We start from the raw sequence: 18,160 nt of genomic DNA, 5'->3' as shown, positions 1-18,160 counted from the left end.
GCCGCCCGCGGCCGGCCCCACCCACCAACGCAAGGAATCCCCCATGCCCATCTGGAAGCGCCCCATCGACCTGCCCACCGTGCAAGCCGGCAACGAAGGCACTGCCGTGTCCCACCTCGGTATCGAGTTCACCGAGATCGGCGACGACTTCCTGCGCGCCCGCGTGCCCGTCGATGCGCGCACCAAGCAGCCCTTCGGGCTGCTGCACGGGGGCGTGAGCGTGGTGCTGGCCGAAACACTCGGCTCCGTGGGCGCGGTGTACGCCTCGCCCGAGGGCTGGCATGCCGTGGGCCTGGACATCAACGCCAACCACCTGCGCTCGGCCCGCAGCGGCTGGGTGACCGGCACCGCCAGGCCCGTGCACATCGGCCGCACCACGCAGGTATGGCAGATCGACATGGTCAACGACGAAGGCGAGCTGACCTGCGTGTCGCGCCTGACGATCGCCATGCTGGCGCCACGCTGACCGCCGCGGCGGCGGATTTCAGGCCGGCGGCGGTGCCAGTCAGGCCGCGCCGGACTCCGCGCGCGCCATGCGCTCGCTCTTCCAGTACACGTCGTCGCCGCCGTCCAGGCGGTTGAGCACGCGCGCCAGCACGAACATCAGGTCCGACAGCCGGTTGAGGTAGCGCCGCGGCGCATCGCGCACCGGCTCGGCGGCGCCCAGGGCCACCACCGCACGCTCGGCGCGGCGGGCGACGGTGCGGCACACGTGGGCCTGCGCCGCGGCGCGCGTGCCGGCGGGCAGGATGAATTCGGCCAGCCGCGGCAGCGCCGCATTGTGGGTGGCCAGGGCCTCGTCGAGCTGCGCGAGCGCCTCGTCCTTGAGCAGCTCGAAACCGGGAATCGACAACTCGCCGCCCAGGTTGAACAGCTGGTGCTGCACGTCCGACAGCAGCGTGCGCACCTCGGCCGGCAACGGCTCGCACAGCAGCAGGCCGATGTGGGAATTGAGCTCGTCCACATCGCCCATGGCATGCGGGCGCGGGCTGTCCTTGGAGACGCGGGTGTTGTCGCCCAGGCCCGTGGTGCCGTCGTCTCCGGTGCGCGTGGCGATCTGTGTCAGTCGGTTGCCCATGGGCTGCTCCTTGTGCGTTGCAAGCCGCGCTGGAGGCGGCCGCGGGCATTGTGCGTTACAACCGGCAGGCAAATGTGTATCAGGGCAACAGCGGGCAAAATCACTGGCCGGGCACCGCAGGTTGCGGTGCAATGCAATCCTGTTCAACTTTCACGGAGCGTGAACCCATGGCACCTCAGCAACGACGCACCCTTCCTTTCGACAGCCGCAGCGTGATGCTGTTCGCGGCGATCACCCTGGGAGGTGCCGCAGTGCATGCACAAACGCCTTCCCCGACCCTCACCTCCCCGTCCAACCAACCTCCCCAGACCGCGTCGGGCACCTCCATGGGCCTGCATCCCGGCGCCAAGGGCGCCACCTTCGGCGGCTCGCAGCCAGCCGCACAAACTTCCAGCGCATTCGATCGCGTTGACAGCGACAAGAACGGACAACTGACCCTGGCAGAGGCCGCACGCCTGCCCGCCATCGGCAACCGTTTCAAGGAGCTCGACAAGGACCATAACGGTGCCCTGTCGCGCTCGGAATTCGAGGCCGGCGCCCACTCCTGACGCTGCCCGGAGCAACTACCACACGAACTCCACTCCACCCCGACGGGCCCGCATGCTGAGGAGCATGCGGGCCTTGATGCGTGTGCGGGCACGGACGGCCCGCCGCCATGGGAGCTACCGGCGAAGGCGGCTCAATCCTTGAGCGACGACAGGAACTGCCGCAGTTCCGGCGTCTGCGGGTCGCCGAACAGGTCCTGTGGCGGACCCATCTCGTGCACGCGACCCTGGTGCATGAAGATCACGCGGTTGCTCACCTTGCGGGCGAAGGCCATCTCGTGCGTGACCATCAGCAGGGTCATGCCCTCGCGCGCCAGCGACTCCACAACGCGCAGCACCTCGCCCACCAGTTCGGGGTCGAGGGCCGAGGTGATCTCGTCGCACAGGAGCACGGCCGGCTCCATGGCCAACGCGCGGGCGATGGCCACGCGCTGCTGCTGACCACCCGACAGCTGGTCGGGCATGGCGTCGAATTTCTCGCCCAGGCCCACGCGCTGCAGCAGCCGGGCCGCCTGTGCGGCCGCGTCCTTTTGCGAGCGCTGCTTGACCAGCGTGGGGGCCAGCATGACGTTGCGGCCCACCGAGAGGTGCGGAAAGAGATTGAAGTTCTGGAAGATCATGCCCACGCGCTGGCGCAGCTCGCGCATGGCCATGGCGCTGTCGTGCAGCAGCGGCTTGCCGTCCACCGTGAGCGCGCCGTCCTGGAAGGTTTCCAGGCCGTTGATGCAGCGCAGCAGCGTGCTCTTGCCAGAGCCGCTCTTGCCGATGATGGCGATCACCTCGCCGGGCTGCACCGTGAGGTCGATGCCCTTGAGCACCTCGTTGGTGCCGTAGGACTTGCGCAGCGCGGTGACCTGTACGATGGAGCGGCCCGGCGGCGCGGGCACGGCAGGTGCCACAGCGGGCGCGTCGGCCAGGGTTTCAGCGGCGGCCATGGAACTTCCTTTCGAGGTGTTGCGCATACAGGCTCACGGGAAAGCACAGCGCGAAATAGACGAGCGCCACGCAGGCGAAGACGGCGAACGGCTTGAAGGTGGTGTTGGCGATCATTCCCCCGGCCTTGGTCAGCTCCACGAAGCCGATCACCGAGGCCAGCGCCGTGCCCTTGACCACCTGCACCAGAAAGCCCACCGTGGGCGCCGTGGCGATGCGCACGGCCTGCGGCAGGATCACGTGGCGCATCTGCTCGCCAAACGACAGGGCCAGACTGCCCGAGGCCTCCCACTGGCCCTTGGGCACGGCGGCCACGCAGCCGCGCCAGATCTCCACCAGGAAGGCGCTGGTGTAGAGCGTGAGCGCCACGGCGGCCGAGGTCCAGGCCGACACGTTGAGCCCGAGCAGCGCCAGGCCGAAGTACGACAGGAACAGCTGCATCAGCAGCGGCGTGCCCTGGAAGACCTGCACGTACACGCCCACGGCGCGCTCGGCCACGCGGCCGCCGGTGAGCCGGGCCACGAGCAGCAGCCCGCCCACCAGACCGCCGCCGACGAAGGCGATCAGCGAGAGCACGACGGTCCAGCGCGCGGCCAGCAGCAGGTTGCGCAGGATGTCCCAGAAGGTGAAATCGACCATCTCGCGTTCCTAGAAAATTGCTGGAGCCATGCTCAGCGGCCGAAGAGAAAGCGCGGGCCCACCCAGTGCAGCAGCCGGCGCAGCGCGATCGAGAGCACGAGGTAGATGCCCGTGGCCACGATGAACGATTCGAAGGCGCGGAAGTTGCGGCTCTGGATCAGGTTGGCGGCGTAGCTCAGGTCCTGCACCGAGATCTGGCTGCACACGGCCGAGCCCAGCATCACGATGACGATCTGGCTCACCATGGCCGGCCACACCTTCTTGAGCGCGGGCGGCAGCACCACGCGCGTGAAGACCTGCACCCGCGACAGCGCCAGACTCACCGCCGCCTCGATCTGGCCGCGCGGCGTGGCCTGGATGCCGGCGCGGACGATCTCGGTCGAGTACGCGCCCAGGTTCATCACCATGGCGATGAACGAGGCCGCCTCGGGCGAGAGCTTCAGGCCCGCCGCGGGCAGCCCGAAGAAGATGAAGAACAGCTGCACGATGAAGGGCGTGTTGCGGACCAGCTCCACATAGGCCGCCACCGGCCAGCGCAGCGCCGCCGGCCCCTGGGACCGTGCCCAGGCGCAGGCGATGCCCACCGCCATCCCCACCACGGTGGCCACGGCGGTGAGGGCCAGGGTCCAGGCCACGCCCGTGGCCAGCAGCGGCCACTGCGACAGCACGGCCATGAAGTCGAACTCGATGCGCATGGGCAGCCGATCAGGTCAACGGGTCAGGGAAAGTGCACTGCAGCCAGGGGAGGTCAGACCGGCAGGTCGCCGGCGGGACGGCCCAGCCACTTCTTGGCCATGGTGTCCAGCTCGCCGCTCTTCTTGGCGCCGGCGATGATTTCATTGACCTTGGCCATCAGCGCGGCCTCGCCCTTGGGCAGCCCGATGAAGCACGGGCTGTCCTTGAGCAGCAGCTTGTATTCGGCCTGCAGCTGCGGGTTCTTCTGCATCATGTTGCCCGCCACCGAGGCGCTGGTGGCCACGAACTGCGTCTGGCCGGCCACGAAGGCGGCGATGGTGGCGTTGTTGTCCTCGAAGCGCTTCACGTCGATGCTGGGCGGGGCGACCTTGGCGAGTTCCTGGTCTTCCATGGCGCCGCGCGTGACCGCCACGCTCTTGCCGGCCAGGTCGCTCCAGGCCTTGGCCGTGAGGGACTTGGGCCCGAACACGGCCTGGTAGAACGGCGCATAGGCCGAGGTGAAGTCGATGACCTTCTCGCGCTCGGGGTTCTTGCCCAGCGTGGAGATGACGAGGTCGGCCTTCTTGGTCTGCAGGTAGGCGATGCGGTTGGCGCTGGTGACGGCGACCAGTTCCACCTTCACGCCCAGCTTGGCGGCGATGAGCTCGGCCATGTCGATGTCCAGGCCCTGGGGCTTGAGGTCGGTGCCGACGAAGCCGTAGGGCGGGTAGTCGGTGGGGATGGCGATCTTGATCGTCTTGGACTTCAGGATGTCGTCCAGCGCGGTCTGCGCCTGTGCGGGCGCCACGGCGCACACGAGGCCGGCGGCGGCCACGAGGCCCAGGGCCAGGCGGCGGGAGAGAAAGCGGGTGGCGAAGGTCATAGCAAGGCTCCTAGGTAGGTGGATGCGTCGCCCGGGGACGCGGCGGGGGAAGGGGAAGCGGAAGGGGCGGCCGGGCCACTGGCGGCGCCGGCGCGCACGGGCGCCAGCGCGCTGCGCAGGTGTTCGAGCGGATCGGCGCTGGCCTGCAGCCGCAGGGCGGACTGCACCGAGCCGATGTGCTCGGCCATCAGCGATTCGGCGCGGGCGATGTCGCCCGCCTCCAGCGCCTCGACGATGCGCACGTGGTCTTCGCACGACTGCGCCGCGTCGTGCGACGACTGGTACAGCATGGCGATGAGCGTGGTGCGCGCGGTGAAGTCGCGCAGCGTGTCGGCCAGCAGGCCGTTGCCCAGGCACTCGGCCAGGCACACATGGAAGTCACCCAGCAGGAAGCTGCGCGCGCCCACGTCGCTGCCCGCCAGGGCCGCCTTCTCGCGCTGCAGATGGGCCCGCAGCTTGCGCACCGCGGCCTTGTCCACCGTCTTCAACTGGTGCAGCAGGCCCAGTTCGATCACGCGGCGCGCCTCGAAGGCCTCGCGCGCTTCGTCCTCGGAGGGCTCGATCACGTACCAGCCACGGCGCGCGCTGACGGTGACGATGCCGCGCGTGGACAGCCGCGTGAGCGCCTCGCGCACGATGGTGCGGCTGCAGTCGAACAGCATGGCGAGTTGCTGCTCCCCCAGGCGCGCGCCGGGGGCGAGCTTCTGGGCCATCACGGCTTCGATGATGCGGTTGCTGATTTCGGTGGCGCTGGTCATTGCCAGGGAACTACGCAGGTTCCGTGCCAACTGGTATACAAGCCAGATGCACCAGTTTGGCGACTGGCAGGCCGCCCCGGATCCGGTCAGTTCAAAGCACGCCGTCCCACGCGTCCAGCGTGGCGGAGGCCGGCGCCGGACCGCACCAGCCCAGGTCGTCGAAGAACTGCATCCAGGGCGTTCCGGGGCCGTGCTCCGGCCAGCCGGGGTCGCCTTGCACCACGAAGTCCGCCCACGCACCGTGCATGGCATCGGCCAGCGGCTGCGGCGGGGCATCGCCGGTCAACTCGCGCCCGGTGGACGTGGCCAGGCGGTCGAAGACGAACGGCAGGTCCACCCCGTGCGCGGCGCCCAGTTGCCCGCTGCACTGCGGCGACCGCCATTCCAGCTCGTACCGGTGCACCGGCAGCCGGTTCGCGACGGCCAGGGCCGCGATGCGGCGCGCCGGCACGCGGTAGTAGTAGTCGGACTGCATGGCGCACAGCATCTCGCCGGCATGGGCGCCGCCCTCGCACGCGGGCAGCGCCGCATACGCCGCACGCGCCGCGGGTGGCAGGCCCGTGTCCCGCATGAAGGCCGTGACCTGTTCATCGGTCACGCGGTCGATGGCGCCGCCGGGCACGTGGTACAGGCGCATCTCCTCGGCATTGCTGCCCACCAGCACCTGCAGCGGCGGCCGCGATGAATCGGACCATTGGCGCTGCAGCGCTGCCAGCGGCGCCTGGGCGAGCACCTGACCGTCGATCACCGGACGCAGCGGGAACACGTTGCGGCGGCTGATGCCGTGCTGGTCGCGCAGGGCCGCGTCCTCGGCCAGCCGGTGCACGGCGAACAGCACGTCCGCCGGCGGCGCCGCGCCCAGCGCTGCGAGCGTAGGGGCCACGCCCAGCAGTTGCGCCACGGCAGTGCGCACCACGGTGGCCTCTTCGACGGTCTGGCAGGCCACGCTCGGGCTTTGCAGGATGGCGCGCTGGAACAGGCCCTGCGCCGCCGGCATGCCCATCAGGCAGGTGATGGCGCCCGCGCCCGCCGACTGGCCGAACACCGTCACGCGCCCGGCATCCCCGCCGAAGGCCGCGATGTGCTCCCGCACCCAGCGCAGCGCGGCCAGCAGATCGAGCAGGCCCCGGTTGGCGGGCGCCTCGCCACCGAAGTGCATGAAGCCGTCCACGCCCAGCCGGTATTGCAGCGACACGAACACGATGCCCTTGCGCGCGAACGACGCGCCGTCGTACAGCGGGTCGCTCGCACCGCCGCGCAGAAAGCCGCCGCCGGGAATCCAGACCATCACCGGCAGGTTCGCACCCGCGCGGGGCTCGGGGGTCCACACGTTCACCGCCAGGCAGTCCGGGCCGCCCAGCGGGCGGGCCCGGGCACCGCCGCCGCGCGGCCACTGGGGCGGCACCGGCGCGAAAGCCATCGCCTCGCGCAGCCCCGACCAGGCGGGGGCAGGCTGGGGGGCTAAAAAGCGCAGTGCGCCTTGTGGGGCCTGCGCATAAGGCACGCCGCGAAACACGGCGACGCCATGGTCAAGGCGCCCCTGCAGCCCACCTCCGTGGGAAAGGTGCACGCACGGCACGGTATCCAGAGTCATTCAGTGGCCAATCCCAGTTTGTCGATCAACGGTTTCCAGACCGAAGTATCGCGTGCCGCCCAGGTGCGCGCATCCCCCGGGACGGACGCGGCCAGCGTCACGTTCATGGCCTCCATCCGCGCGCGGTAGGACGCATCGCCGCTGCGGCATTTCTCGGTCGCGGCATTGAGCGTGCCCAGCAGCGCGGGCGGCGTGCCGGCCCGGGCCACCACGGCGATCCACGCGGTGCGGGCCAGGTCCTTGGCGGCCGGCAGGGCCTCGCCGATCGAGGGCACATCCGGCAGCAGGGGCGAGCGCTGCGGCGCGAACACCGCCAGGGGCACGAGCTTGCCCGACCTGGCATGCGGCGCGGCCGTGCCGATGACCAGCGTCATCGCCTGGATCTGCTGGCCCATGAGGGCGGTGAGGCCGGCGCCTTCGCCCACGAAGGGCACGTGCGTGCCGGACACGCCCATGCGGTCGAGCAGCGCCGACGTCAGCAGGTGCGCCGGGCTGCCCTTGCCGGGCGAGCCGAAGTCGAGCCCGCCCGGGTGGGCCCTGGCCTGGTCCGCCAGCTGCGCCAGCCGCGTGATGCCCAGCCCCGCCGGCACGGCCAGCACCAGCGGCGTGCTGCCCAGCACCGCCACGCTGTCGAAGTCGTGCAGCGGGTCGTAGGGCGGCTGCCGGTAGACGTAGGGCGTGATGGTCATCTGCGACATGCCGATGGTCATCAGCGTGTAGCCGTCGGCCGGCTGGGCCTTGAGCGCATTGACCGCCAGGATGCCGTTGGCCCCCGGCTTGTTCTGCACCACCACGGGCTGGCCCATCTCGCGCGCGGCGCAGTCGGCCCAGGCGCGCGTCATCGCATCGGACGCGCTGCCCGGCGGCTGCTGGGCGATGAGCTGGATCGGCTTGGCGGGGTAGGCCGCGGGCTGGGCACCGGCCGCGAAAGCCAGCGACGCGAGCGCGGCGCCGGCCAGGGCGCGCCGTGCGCCTGTGGGAGGGGGGTTCATGGTGTGTCTCCTGTTGTCGTGATGGATGCCGGGTGCCCTGGGGTGCGCACGTGCCCGGGCCAGGGCACGGCGCCGGTCATGCCGCGCGCGGGGGCCTGGCGCGGGGTCGGGGTTTCGATGCCGGAGCGCCCGCGCGGGCCAGGCCGTCGCAGCGCTGCGCGATGAGCGTGGCCAGGCAATCGAGTTGCGCATGGGCGGCTTCGTCGGCGGGACGGAACATCTCCAGCAGGCCCAGGCCGCGCAGGGTGGAGAACACCAGCCCCACGAACCCTTCGCGCTCCGGGTCGCCCTCCAGTTCGGGAAACGCCTCGAAGAACCCCGTGTGCATGCGCGCATTGAGGTCCTGGCGCAGCGCGGCGATGTGCGCCACCACCTCGGGCTGGTTGCGGCTGCCCAGGTAGACGTTCCACGCCGCCATGAAGCGCGGCTGGGCATAGACGATGTGCCACGCGGACCGCACGAAATGCCGCGCGCGCTGCAGCGCCGGCAGCGATGCGGCGGGCCACAGCAGGCCCTCGCGGTCCTGCGCCGCGATCAGCTCGGCGAGCACGCGCATCATCAGCGCGGCCTTCGACTCGAAGTGGTGCTGCACCGCCCCCGACGTCATTCCCGCCGTGCGGGCCAGCTCGTGGATCGACATCGCCTCGAAGCTGCGCGACTGGATGACCTCGATGGCCGTGGCGATCAGGCGCTGCTGCGTGGCGGCGCTGCGCTCGGCATGGGTGCGGCGGGGCGTGCGGTGGATCATCGGCGGCAAACGTTATACATTTCGAACGTAATGTAAATACGCGGCAGCGAGACCGTCAATCCCGGGCAATCCCCTGCCTGCGACGGGCTGCCTACAATGAAAAAGCCGCACCCATCCCAGCCTGGAGACACGCCATGAACGCCCCCGCCGCCGCCAAGCACCTGCTTCCCGAAATCCACCTGCGCCCCGTTCCGCAGGCACTGCTCGACGCACTGGCCGCCCGCTTCGGCGCGCAGTGCTCCACGGCCCAGGCGGTGCGTGAACAGCACGGTCGCGACGAGGGCTCGCTCAAGGCGCCGCCCCCCTCGGCCGTGGTGTTCGCCGAAACCACGCAGGACGTGGCCGACGCCGTGAAGCTCGCCGCGCAGCACGACGTGCCGGTGATTCCGTACGGCGCGGGCTCCTCGCTCGAAGGCCACCTGCTGGCCGTGCAGGGCGGCATCAGCATCGACGTGAACCGCATGAACCGCGTGCTCAGCGTCGATGCCGACGACCTCACCGTGACCGTGCAGCCCGGCATCACGCGCAAGCAGCTCAACGATGCCATCAAGGACACGGGCCTGTTCTTTCCCATCGACCCCGGCGCGGACGCCAGCATCGGCGGCATGTGCGCCACCCGCGCCAGCGGCACCAACGCCGTGCGCTACGGCACCATGCGCGAGAACGTGCTGGCCCTCGAAGTGGTCACGGCCGGCGGCGAGGCCATCCGCACCGGCACACGCGCCAAGAAGAGCGCGGCGGGCTACGACCTCACCCGCCTCCTGGTGGGCAGCGAAGGCACGCTGGGCGTGATCACCGAGGTCACCGTGCGCCTGTATCCGCTGCCTGAGGCCGTGTCGGCCGCCATCTGCTCGTTCCCGAGCATCGAGGCCGCCGTGCGCACCACCATCCAGACCATCCAGCTGGGCGTGCCGATCGCGCGCGTGGAGCTGATCGACGCGCACACCGTGCGCATGGTCAACGCCCACAGCAAGCTGGGCCTGCGCGAGGAGCCCATGCTGCTCATGGAATTCCACGGCTCGCCGGCTGGCGTGAAGGAGCAGGCCGAGGTGGTGCAGGAGATCGCGGCCGAGTTTGGCGGCAACGCGTTCGAATGGGCCACCACCCCCGAGGAGCGCACCCGCCTGTGGACCGCGCGGCACAACGCCTATTTCGCCGCGGTGCAAAGCCGCCCTGGCTGCCGCGCCATCAGCACCGACACCTGCGTGCCCATCAGCCGCCTGGCCGACTGCCTGCTCGACTCGGTGACCGAGGCCGACGCAAGCGGCATCCCCTACTTCCTCGTCGGCCACGTGGGCGACGGCAACTTCCACTTCGGCTACCTGATCGACCCCGAAAGCGCCGAAGAGCGCCTGAAGGCCGAAGACCTGAACCACCAGCTCGTCGCCCGCGCCCTGCGCCTGGGCGGCACCTGCACGGGCGAGCACGGCGTGGGCCTGCACAAGATGGGCTTCCTGCTGGACGAGACCGGCGCGGGCGCGGTGGACATGATGCGGGCCATCAAGCGCGCGCTGGACCCGAAGAACATCCTGAACCCGGGTAAGATCTTCGCGCTGTGACGCGGGCGGCCGAAGGCCGGTCCGGAGGCGGGCGGATCGCCGGCCATGCCAGCCGCCCCACGCCGCCGTCTCGGCCATCGGCCCATCCGAAGCCATGCCTGCGAAACGACTGACCTTGCGCCGCCGGCGCTGGACGCTCATTTTTTCCCTGCCGTTCACCGTGCTGATGCTGGCCATCTGCATCTACTCGGTCGTTCTCATGTTCACGGGGAACCGGCTGTTCACTTTCCTCGCGGGGCTCTCGGCCTTCGGCGCCTTCTGCGTGGGGGGCACGCTGGGAAAGACGGTGCTCGAAGCCCTCTGCGACCTTCAACCCGCCGTGATCGTCGATTCGCACGGCTTAAACGACCTTCGCGGCGGGACGGGCCTGGTGCCGTGGCACGAGATCGAGCGGGTGAAGCTCGACCTGGACGAGCAGCGCATCCTGGTGGATGTGGCGGACCATGCGGCGCCCGATCGGCGCAGATGGATCAGCCGGACCCGGCGGCTTCTCTCCGGCGGCGACTACACCGTGGCGCTGGCGGGCCTGAGCTACCACCCCCAGGAACTGGAACGGGCGCTGGCCTGGCACCACCGGCAGGGCACAAATCGCCGCGCGGCCCATGGCAAGATCGGGGTCTGATCCCATGGCGGCGATCGCCGGGTGAACCACGATGTCCAAGATCCTGCTGCTCATTGCAATGACCATTCCGCCCGGGCTGGCGGCCAGGCTGGATGCGCCCAGGTGGGCCTTGCTGCTTTGCGCCGTGCCCTTCGGCCTGCTCGCGATGCACATGGGCGATTCGGACGAGCACCTGTTCGGCGACGCGTCGGAGAAGGTCGGGCGCTTCCTGTTCTTGGCCATGGGCATCGGCGGCGTCGCGCTGGGGCTGCTGGCGTGGAGCCTGCGGGGCACGGCCTCGGCCCTGGGAATGCTCTGGTGGTTCCTGCCGGTCGCCCTGGTGCTTCTGCTCGTGGGCATCGTCCGCGTCCTTTTCAAGTGATGGCCGCTCCCCGGGCGCCCGTTCCAGCGATCCCAGACATGCCACGTTCTCCCGACGGAACCCACCGGGCGGTGCTGCGCTTCGAAGGCGAGATCCGATTCGGCCCGGAGTACTTTCGCCTGTCGATCGACGGCCGCGGCATCCCGCACCGGATCTTCGGCCAGCCCCTCCTGTGGTCGTCCGACTCGCGCTTCCTGGCCGCGCAGGAGTGGCTGACCACCGACTACGCCACGGGGCCCATCACCTGCGCTGCGCTGATCGAAGTGAACGGGTGGAAGATCGCCCGGCTGGAGGTGCTCGCCAAAGGGTTTGCGCAGGACTTCCGATGGGAGGGGGCCACCCTCCATTACCAGCAAGTCTTTGCTGCCCGATCCACGGCCTTCTCCGCCCAGGCCACGCTGGAATCCGTGGCAGGCTGGGCGCCCATCGACGCCGCCCCGCCGCTTCCAGCCGAGGGGGCATGACGCCTGGGACCGCGTCGCCTGCAACGCTAAAGTCCGCCCCAAGGGCCACCACCCAACAGGAGAATCCATGAAGTGCTTCGTACACCAGGCCGCCGACGCCGTGGGCACCTGCCGCGCCTGCAACAAGGGGGTCTGCCCGGCCTGCGCCAAGGACCTGGGCCATTCCATCTGCTGCAGCCAGGGCCCTTGCGAGACCAAGGCGCGCACGCTGGATTCGCAGGTCGCGCAAAGCAGCGTGGTGCTGGCCGCGCAGCGGCGCAACCGGTTCCTCGCGCCCCTGTTCTTCATCGTCGCCGGTGCCCTGTTCATCGCCTTTTCCGGCAGCGGCAAAGGGTCGTGGTTCAGTTTCGGCCATGCCTTCGGGCTGGGGTTCATCGTTTTCGGCATCGTCCTGGGCATCGCCAGCCACCGGTACGCCAGGGAGCTCGAACGCAAGGCCTGATGCACCGCCGGCCGGCGCCACCCGCCATGCACGGATGGCCAAAAGGCATCCCAAGGCATGCGATGCTCCGCCAAACGCCCAACGCAGGCTTTTGCGTCCATCCAACCATTCCAACAGGGGAGACAAACCCATGCCAGACCACCACGCCGCCGACAGCGGCTTACAGCAAACGCGCAAGGCCACCGCCAGTGGCTGGATCGGCTCGGTGCTGGAGTACTACGACTTCTTCATCTACGCCACCGCCGCATCGCTGATCTTTCCGCAGATCTTCTTTCCCGCGGGCAACCCGACGGCGGCCATCGTGGCCTCGCTCGCCACCTACGGCGTGGGCTACGTGGCCCGGCCCATTGGGGCCCTGGTGCTCGGCCACTGGGGCGACACCCATGGCCGCAAGCAGGTGCTGGTGCTGTGCATGTTCCTGATGGGCTTTTCCACCCTGGCCGTGGGCCTGCTGCCCACCTATGCGCAGGCCGGCCTGCTGGCCCCGGCGATGCTCGTGGTGCTGCGTTTGATCCAGGGCTTCGCGGTGGCCGGCGAGATCTCGGGCGCCAGCTCAATGATCCTGGAGCACGCGCCGACCGGGCGGCGGGGCTTTTATGCGAGTTTTGCGCTGCAGGGCGTGCAGGCAGGGCAGGTGCTGGCGGCGGCGGTGTTCCTGCCACTGGCGTATTTCTTGCCGGCGGAGCAGTTCAACACCTGGGGCTGGCGCGTGCCGTTCCTGCTGAGCTTCATCGTGATCCTGGTGGGCTACTACATCCGCCGCGAAGTGCAGGAAACCCCCGTGTTCAACGCCGAACGCCGGCAGGGCGCCGTGCCGCGCGCGCCCATCGTGCAGGCGTTTCAGGAGAACGGACCGAACATGCTGCGCGTGGTGTGCATGGCGCTCATGAACGTGATCCCGGTGGTGGCGACGGTGTTCGGCGCGGCCTATGCCGTGCAGCCGGGCTATGGCGTGGGCTTCGACAAGAGCGTGTACCTTTGGATTCCGGTGCTGGGCAACATCGTCGCGGTGCTGGTGATCCCGCACGTGGGCAACCTGTCGGACCGCATCGGCCGGCGCCCGCCGATCATCGTGGGCGCGCTGCTGTCGGGGCTGCTGGCGTTCCTGTACCTCTATGCCATCAGCATCCACCACGTGCCGATGGCGATCGGCATGTCGCTGCTCATGTGGGGCGTGGTGTACCAGGGCTACAACGCGGTGTTCCCGAGCTTCTACCCCGAGCTGTTCCCGGCCCGCACCCGCGTGACCTCGATGGCCATCTCGCAGAACGTGGGCACCACGCTCACCGCCCTGCTGCCCGCGCTGTTCGCCGCCGTGGCGCCGCCCGGCTCCACCAACGTGCCGGCCACCGTGGGCGCGATCGCATTCGGCGTGACAGCCATCGCGGCGCTGGCCGCGTGGTCGGCGCGCGAGACCTTCCGCATTCCCACGCAGGACCTGGGCCAGCCCGATGCCCAGCCCCTGTCCGAGGCCGCATACGAACAGGCCCGCCAGGAAGCCCTGCGCAGCCACGGGCGCGGCCGCTGAAAGACCCACGGCAATCGGCCCACCATCGTTCCCCATGCAGCAGCAAACCATCAACGGCAGCACCCGCCTGATCGCCCACCTGGGCTACCCGACCGAGGCCTTCAAGGCCCCGATGATCTACAACCCGTGGTTCGCGCAGCAGGGCATCAACGCCCTGGTGGTGCCCATGGGCGTGCAGGCCGAGGACTACCCCGCCACCCTGCAGGTGCTGCGCCGCATGACCAACTGGCACGGCGCGCTGGTGACCATGCCGCACAAGGTGAGCACGCTGGCGCTGGTGGATGCGCTCACGCCCACGGCGCGCATCGCCGGGGCCTGCAACGCCATCGTGCGCCGACCCGACGGCACGCTGCTGGGCGACCAGTTCGACGGCGCGGGCTTCGTGCGCGGCGTGCAGCGCAAGGGCCTGGCCCTGGCGGGCCGGCGCGCGCTGGTGTCCGGCAGCGGCGGGGTCGGGTCGGCCATCGCCGCCTCGCTGGCCGCCGCAGGGGTGGCCGAGCTGGCCCTGTTCGACGTGGACGGCCACCGCGCGCAGGCGCTGGCCGACCGGCTGCGGCAGCACTACCCCGCCCTGCGCACGGCGGTGGGCCGCAACGACCCCGCCGGCTTCGACCTGGTCGTCAACGCCACGCCGCTGGGCATGCGCGAGGACGACCCCCTGCCCTTCGACGTGGACCGCATCGCCCCCGGCACCTTCGTGGGCGAGGTGGTGATGGCGCAGGCCCACACCCCGCTGCTGAAGGCCGCGATGGCCCGGGGCTGCCCGGTGCAGCAGGGCACCGACATGCTGTTCGAGATGATTCCCGCGTACCTGGAGTTCTTCGGCTGGGGCGGCGCCACGCCCGAGGCGCTGCGTGCGGTGGCGCGCATCGTGTATTGACCGGTGCCTGCCCGGCCGCTACCGTCACGCCACCTTCCGCTTCGCACACCAGCGCCATTCGATGCCCACCACCCCCCGCTCCCTCGGCCCCTTCCAGGTCCACCCCATCGGCCTGGGCTGCATGAACCTCAGCCATGCCTACGGCGTGCCGGCCTCGCGCGAGCAGGCCGAGCGGGTGCTGCTCACCGCGCTCGACGAGGGCGTGACGCTGTTCGACACCGCGGCGCTCTACGGCTTCGGGGCCAACGAGACGCTGGTGGGCGAGATCCTCGCGCCGCACCGCCAGCGCATCACGCTGGCGAGCAAGTGCGGCATGCAGGGCGTGGACGCGAACGGCGACGGTAAGCTGGTGCGCGTGATCGATGGCCGCCCCGCCACCTTGCGCGCGACCTGCGAGGCCAGCCTGCGCCGGCTGCGCACGGACGTGATCGACCTGTACTACCTGCACCGCTGGGACCGGCGCGTGCCCATCGAAGACAGCGTGGGCACGCTGGGCGACCTGGTGCGCGAGGGCAAGATCCGCGGCGTGGGCCTGTCGGAGGTGTCGGCCGCCACGCTGCGCCGCGCGCATGCCGAGTACCCCATCACCGCGCTGCAGACCGAATATTCGCTGTGCACGCGCAACCCCGAGATCGCCGTGCTGCAGGCCTGCCGCGAGCTGGGCACGGCGTTCGTGGCGTTCAGCCCGCTGGCGCGGGGCTTTCTGGGCGGCGCGTTGCGCGATGTGTCCACGCTGGCGCCGGGCGACATCCGCCGCACGATGCCCCGCTTCGCGCCCGAGGCCTACGCGGCCAACCTGCGGCTGCTGGGCGCCTACGAGGCCCTCGCCCGCGAGGCCGGCTGCACGCCCGCGCAGCTGGCCCTGGCCTGGCTGCTGGCGCAGGGGCCGGAGATCATCCCGATTCCGGGCACCACGAGCGTGGCGCACCTGCGCGACGACCTGGGCGCGGCGGATGTGCGACTGCCGCCCGAGCTGCTGGCGCGGCTCGATGCGCTCGTGCATGACCGCGCCATGGCGGGCGACCGCTACCCGCCCCAGGCACAGGCCGAAGTGGATACCGAAGCGTTCTGAGCCTCAAAGCATATTGCTACATTTTTAATAGCAATATGCCCTAGTGGAATCTGCACTGGAGCCCTGAAAGGCTTGAAGCCCTTCCGCCGGTGCCCCCCGCGTCAGGCGGCCATGGGCCGGGCCGCGCGGGCCCGGGCCGCCACACCCGCACCGACCACGCCGGCCGAGGCCACGCCCAGCACCAGCGCCGCGGCCGATCCATAGAAGATCCCGTGCGCCGCGCCGCGGTCCAGCAGCGCGCCGAAGATCGGGGCCGCCACGCAAAAGCCCAGGTCCAGGCCCGAATACACCGTGCCATAGACCCGGCCCGTCGCCCCGGGGGGCGCGGCCCGCTTGATGAGCATGTCGCGCGAGGGGCCCGCCAGGCCCGTGCCCAGGCCCGCGATGGCGGCGAACGCCACGGCGCCCATGCCGGGCAGCCAGCCGGTGCCCACCAGCAGCAGCAGCACGCCGGTGGCCAGCAGGCACACGGTGATGATGCCCTCCAGCCGCGCCACGCGGCCGGCGAGAAAGCCGCCCACCACCATGCCGGCGGCGCCGCACAGCATGTAGCCCGTGACCACCATGGAGGTCACCGCCAGCGGCAGGCCGTACATCTGCTGCAGCGCGGGGCTGGCGAAGCTCTGGATGGCGCTCAGGGCGCAGGTGGTCCAGAAGAAGAACGAGAAGCACAGCCACACCGAGGGCAGCTTGAGGAAGGCCATGGGGTGCTCGGCCACGGCCGCAGCGCCCGGCGCGCCGGCGGTGCCGGGCTTGGGCGCGTGGGCCCAGGCACCCTGCCGGTCATCGAGCGCGTCGCGCTGCCACACCATGATGGCCAGCACCACCGCCGCCAGCGCGGCCCCGCACAGGCAGGCGGTGCGCCACGATCCGGTGGCCGCGGCAATGCCGGCCATGAAGACCGGCGCCGTGGCCCAGCCCAGGTTGCCCGAGATGCCGTGCACCGAAAAGCCGTGGCCCAGCCGCGCGGGCGACACGCGCTTGTTCAGGATGGTGAAGTCCACCGGATGGAAGGGCGCATTGCCCAGCCCCGCCAGCGCCGCTGCCAGCATCAGCCCCGCGTAGCCCTGCGCCGTGCCGGCCACGAGGCCCGCCACGGCGAAGCTGGAGAGCGCGAAGAACAGGATGGGGCGCGCGCCCACCCGGTCCACCAGAAAGCCCGACAGCGCCTGGCCCACGCCCGAGATCACGAAGAACACCGACACCAGCAACCCCAGCTCCGAGTAGTTGAAGCCGAACTCCGCGATCAGGAACGGAAACAGCGGCGGCAGCAGCATGTGAAAGAAATGCGAGGAGCCGTGGGCCAGGCCGATGAGGCCGATGGTGCGGGCGTCCTGGCGCAGCGTGCCGGCGGGCGCTGCGGGGTGGGGGGATGCGGTGGAGGTCATGGCAGCGATCTTAGGCAGCGGCGCGGCGGCAGGTTGACGATAGACTGCCAACTTCTGTCGCGATCATGCCAAGCACTGCCCATTCCACTCCTGCGCCGGCCCCCAGCGCCGCACCGCGCCCGCGCCGCGCGGTTTCGTACGTCAGCTCGCTCACGCCCGACCTGTTCGTGCCCGCCGGCACGCGCCCGGTGCGCGCCAAGGCCCGCTGGCTGCCCGCCGACACGCAGGTGCTGCCCCACCGCCACCCGTGGGCGCAGGTGGCGATCTCGACCACGGGGGTGATCCGCCTCACCGCCGCGCAGGGCACCTACATCGTGCCGCCCTCGCGCGCGCTGTGGATTCCGCCCGGCGTGGAGCATGCCGTGACCATGGTGCAGGACGCCGACCTGCGCACGCTGTACTTCCACCAGCCGCGCGGGCGCTGCGGGCCGGGCGTGCCCATCGGCGCGGCGCGCGCGGACGACGCGGCCTGGCGCCAGTGCCGCGTGCTGGAGGTGTCGCCCCTGCTGCGCGCCCTGGTGTGCGAGATGCCCTCCGAGCCCGACGACAGCGCCACGCCCCCGACGCCCGAGCTGCTGCGGCGCGAGCGCCACCTGAGCGCCCTGATCTGCGAGGAGCTGCGCCGCGCCGCCGCCCTGCGACTGGGCGTGGACCTGCCGCGCGACAAGCGCCTGCTGCACCTGTGCGAGGCCGTGCTGGCCGACCCCACGCGCCACGAGGCCCTGGAGGACTGGGCGCGCGACACCGGGGCCAGCCCGCGCACCGTGGCGCGGCTGTTCCGCGCCGAGCTGGGCAGCACCTTCACGCAGTGGCGCCAGCAGGTGATCCTGGCCAAGGCGGTGGCGCTGGCTGCCGAGCGCCTGCCCGTGGGGCAGATCGCGGCCGAACTGGGCTACAGCGCCAGTGCCTTCAGCGCCATGGTGCGGCGCGCCGTGGGCATGCCCCCGGCCCGCTTTCTCGGCCTGCAGTCGCCCGCGGGCCTGGGCCCGGGGTAGCGCC

Annotated in this window: 21 protein-coding genes; 11 read left to right on the top strand and 10 right to left on the bottom strand. The window is 70.6% G+C overall.

What is annotated here, in order from left to right; all coding sequences use genetic code 11:
• Positions 1-43 precede the first annotated feature (43 nt).
• Positions 44-466, top strand: coding sequence for a hotdog fold thioesterase (locus AVKW3434_RS09325; RefSeq protein ID WP_284397097.1), 423 nt, complete (start codon positions 44-46; stop codon positions 464-466).
• A gap of 39 nt (positions 467-505) precedes the next feature.
• On the opposite strand, the gene AVKW3434_RS09320 is transcribed toward AVKW3434_RS09325, so the two are convergent.
• Positions 506-1,078 carry a cob(I)yrinic acid a,c-diamide adenosyltransferase gene (locus AVKW3434_RS09320; RefSeq protein WP_284397100.1) on the bottom strand — a complete coding sequence of 191 codons (573 nt, stop codon included), beginning with the start codon at positions 1,076-1,078 and terminating at the stop codon, positions 506-508.
• A gap of 167 nt (positions 1,079-1,245) precedes the next feature.
• On the opposite strand from AVKW3434_RS09320, the gene AVKW3434_RS09315 reads away from it, so the two are divergent.
• Complete coding sequence (locus AVKW3434_RS09315) at positions 1,246-1,626, top strand: EF-hand domain-containing protein (protein WP_284405612.1); 381 nt, start codon at positions 1,246-1,248, stop codon at positions 1,624-1,626.
• Between the two features lie 131 nt (positions 1,627-1,757).
• Here the strand turns inward: AVKW3434_RS09315 and AVKW3434_RS09310 are convergent, their stop codons facing one another.
• The 8 genes from AVKW3434_RS09310 to AVKW3434_RS09275 form a co-directional block, all read right to left on the bottom strand.
• Positions 1,758-2,558 carry an amino acid ABC transporter ATP-binding protein gene (locus AVKW3434_RS09310; RefSeq protein ID WP_284405611.1) on the bottom strand — a complete coding sequence of 267 codons (801 nt, stop codon included), beginning with the start codon at positions 2,556-2,558 and terminating at the stop codon, positions 1,758-1,760.
• The gene (locus AVKW3434_RS09305) at positions 2,545-3,195 is read right to left on the bottom strand and encodes an amino acid ABC transporter permease (protein WP_272566202.1); all 651 of its coding nucleotides are present in this window, start codon (positions 3,193-3,195) and stop codon (positions 2,545-2,547) included. The genes AVKW3434_RS09310 and AVKW3434_RS09305 overlap by 14 nt, the downstream gene beginning before the upstream one ends.
• Before the next feature lie 32 nt (positions 3,196-3,227).
• Positions 3,228-3,890 (bottom strand): amino acid ABC transporter permease, encoded by a 663-nt coding sequence (locus AVKW3434_RS09300; protein ID WP_284397113.1) that lies wholly within the window; start codon positions 3,888-3,890, stop codon positions 3,228-3,230.
• Positions 3,891-3,943: 53 nt separating this feature from the next.
• The gene (locus AVKW3434_RS09295) at positions 3,944-4,753 is read right to left on the bottom strand and encodes a transporter substrate-binding domain-containing protein (RefSeq protein ID WP_272566205.1); all 810 of its coding nucleotides are present in this window, start codon (positions 4,751-4,753) and stop codon (positions 3,944-3,946) included.
• Positions 4,750-5,511 (bottom strand): GntR family transcriptional regulator, encoded by a 762-nt coding sequence (locus AVKW3434_RS09290; protein WP_284397649.1) that lies wholly within the window; start codon positions 5,509-5,511, stop codon positions 4,750-4,752. Before AVKW3434_RS09290 ends, AVKW3434_RS09295 begins: the two co-directional genes overlap by 4 nt.
• Before the next feature lie 91 nt (positions 5,512-5,602).
• Positions 5,603-7,105, bottom strand: coding sequence for a carboxylesterase/lipase family protein (locus tag AVKW3434_RS09285; protein WP_284405610.1), 1,503 nt, complete (start codon positions 7,103-7,105; stop codon positions 5,603-5,605).
• Entirely contained in the window at positions 7,102-8,097 is a 996-nt protein-coding gene (locus AVKW3434_RS09280) for a Bug family tripartite tricarboxylate transporter substrate binding protein (protein ID WP_284405609.1), read from the bottom strand. Before AVKW3434_RS09280 ends, AVKW3434_RS09285 begins: the two co-directional genes overlap by 4 nt.
• Positions 8,098-8,173: 76 nt before the next feature.
• Complete coding sequence (locus AVKW3434_RS09275) at positions 8,174-8,845, bottom strand: TetR/AcrR family transcriptional regulator (protein WP_284405608.1); 672 nt, start codon at positions 8,843-8,845, stop codon at positions 8,174-8,176.
• Positions 8,846-8,979: 134 nt separating this feature from the next.
• Here AVKW3434_RS09275 and AVKW3434_RS09270 point away from each other — a divergent pair, with 134 nt between their 5' ends.
• The 8 genes from AVKW3434_RS09270 to AVKW3434_RS09235 all read left to right on the top strand — a co-directional run bounded on the left by AVKW3434_RS09270 (position 8,980) and on the right by AVKW3434_RS09235 (position 15,773).
• A complete protein-coding gene (locus tag AVKW3434_RS09270; protein ID WP_284405607.1) occupies positions 8,980-10,404 on the top strand; it encodes an FAD-binding oxidoreductase in 1,425 nt (474 codons plus the stop codon).
• 94 nt (positions 10,405-10,498) lie between these two features.
• The gene (locus AVKW3434_RS09265) at positions 10,499-11,026 is read left to right on the top strand and encodes a hypothetical protein (protein ID WP_284405606.1); all 528 of its coding nucleotides are present in this window, start codon (positions 10,499-10,501) and stop codon (positions 11,024-11,026) included.
• A 31-nt stretch (positions 11,027-11,057) separates the two neighbouring features.
• Positions 11,058-11,387, top strand: a complete 330-nt coding sequence (locus tag AVKW3434_RS09260) for a hypothetical protein (protein ID WP_284405605.1) — start codon at positions 11,058-11,060, stop codon at positions 11,385-11,387.
• Between the two features lie 38 nt (positions 11,388-11,425).
• A complete protein-coding gene (locus AVKW3434_RS09255; protein WP_284405604.1) occupies positions 11,426-11,851 on the top strand; it encodes a hypothetical protein in 426 nt (141 codons plus the stop codon).
• Positions 11,852-11,918: 67 nt separating this feature from the next.
• Positions 11,919-12,293 (top strand): DUF485 domain-containing protein, encoded by a 375-nt coding sequence (locus tag AVKW3434_RS09250; RefSeq protein WP_284405603.1) that lies wholly within the window; start codon positions 11,919-11,921, stop codon positions 12,291-12,293.
• A 130-nt stretch (positions 12,294-12,423) separates the two neighbouring features.
• A complete protein-coding gene (locus AVKW3434_RS09245) occupies positions 12,424-13,821 on the top strand; it encodes an MFS transporter (RefSeq protein ID WP_284405602.1) in 1,398 nt (465 codons plus the stop codon).
• A gap of 34 nt (positions 13,822-13,855) precedes the next feature.
• Positions 13,856-14,701 (top strand): shikimate dehydrogenase family protein, encoded by an 846-nt coding sequence (locus AVKW3434_RS09240; RefSeq protein WP_284405601.1) that lies wholly within the window; start codon positions 13,856-13,858, stop codon positions 14,699-14,701.
• Positions 14,702-14,762: 61 nt separating this feature from the next.
• Positions 14,763-15,773, top strand: a complete 1,011-nt coding sequence (locus AVKW3434_RS09235; protein ID WP_284397135.1) for an aldo/keto reductase — start codon at positions 14,763-14,765, stop codon at positions 15,771-15,773.
• A 101-nt stretch (positions 15,774-15,874) separates the two neighbouring features.
• On the opposite strand, the gene AVKW3434_RS09230 is transcribed toward AVKW3434_RS09235, so the two are convergent.
• A complete protein-coding gene (locus tag AVKW3434_RS09230) occupies positions 15,875-17,161 on the bottom strand; it encodes an MFS transporter (RefSeq protein ID WP_284405600.1) in 1,287 nt (428 codons plus the stop codon).
• A 65-nt stretch (positions 17,162-17,226) separates the two neighbouring features.
• On the opposite strand from AVKW3434_RS09230, the gene AVKW3434_RS09225 reads away from it, so the two are divergent.
• Positions 17,227-18,156 carry an AraC family transcriptional regulator gene (locus AVKW3434_RS09225; protein ID WP_284405599.1) on the top strand — a complete coding sequence of 310 codons (930 nt, stop codon included), beginning with the start codon at positions 17,227-17,229 and terminating at the stop codon, positions 18,154-18,156.
• The last annotated feature ends 4 nt before the right edge of the window (positions 18,157-18,160 follow it).

It is taken from the genome of Acidovorax sp. SUPP3434 (assembly GCF_030159015.1).
Taxonomy (GTDB): Bacteria; Pseudomonadota; Gammaproteobacteria; order Burkholderiales; family Burkholderiaceae_C; genus Paracidovorax.
Note: the sequence above shows the minus strand (reverse complement) of the source record. Positions and strands in the feature narration are given on the sequence as shown.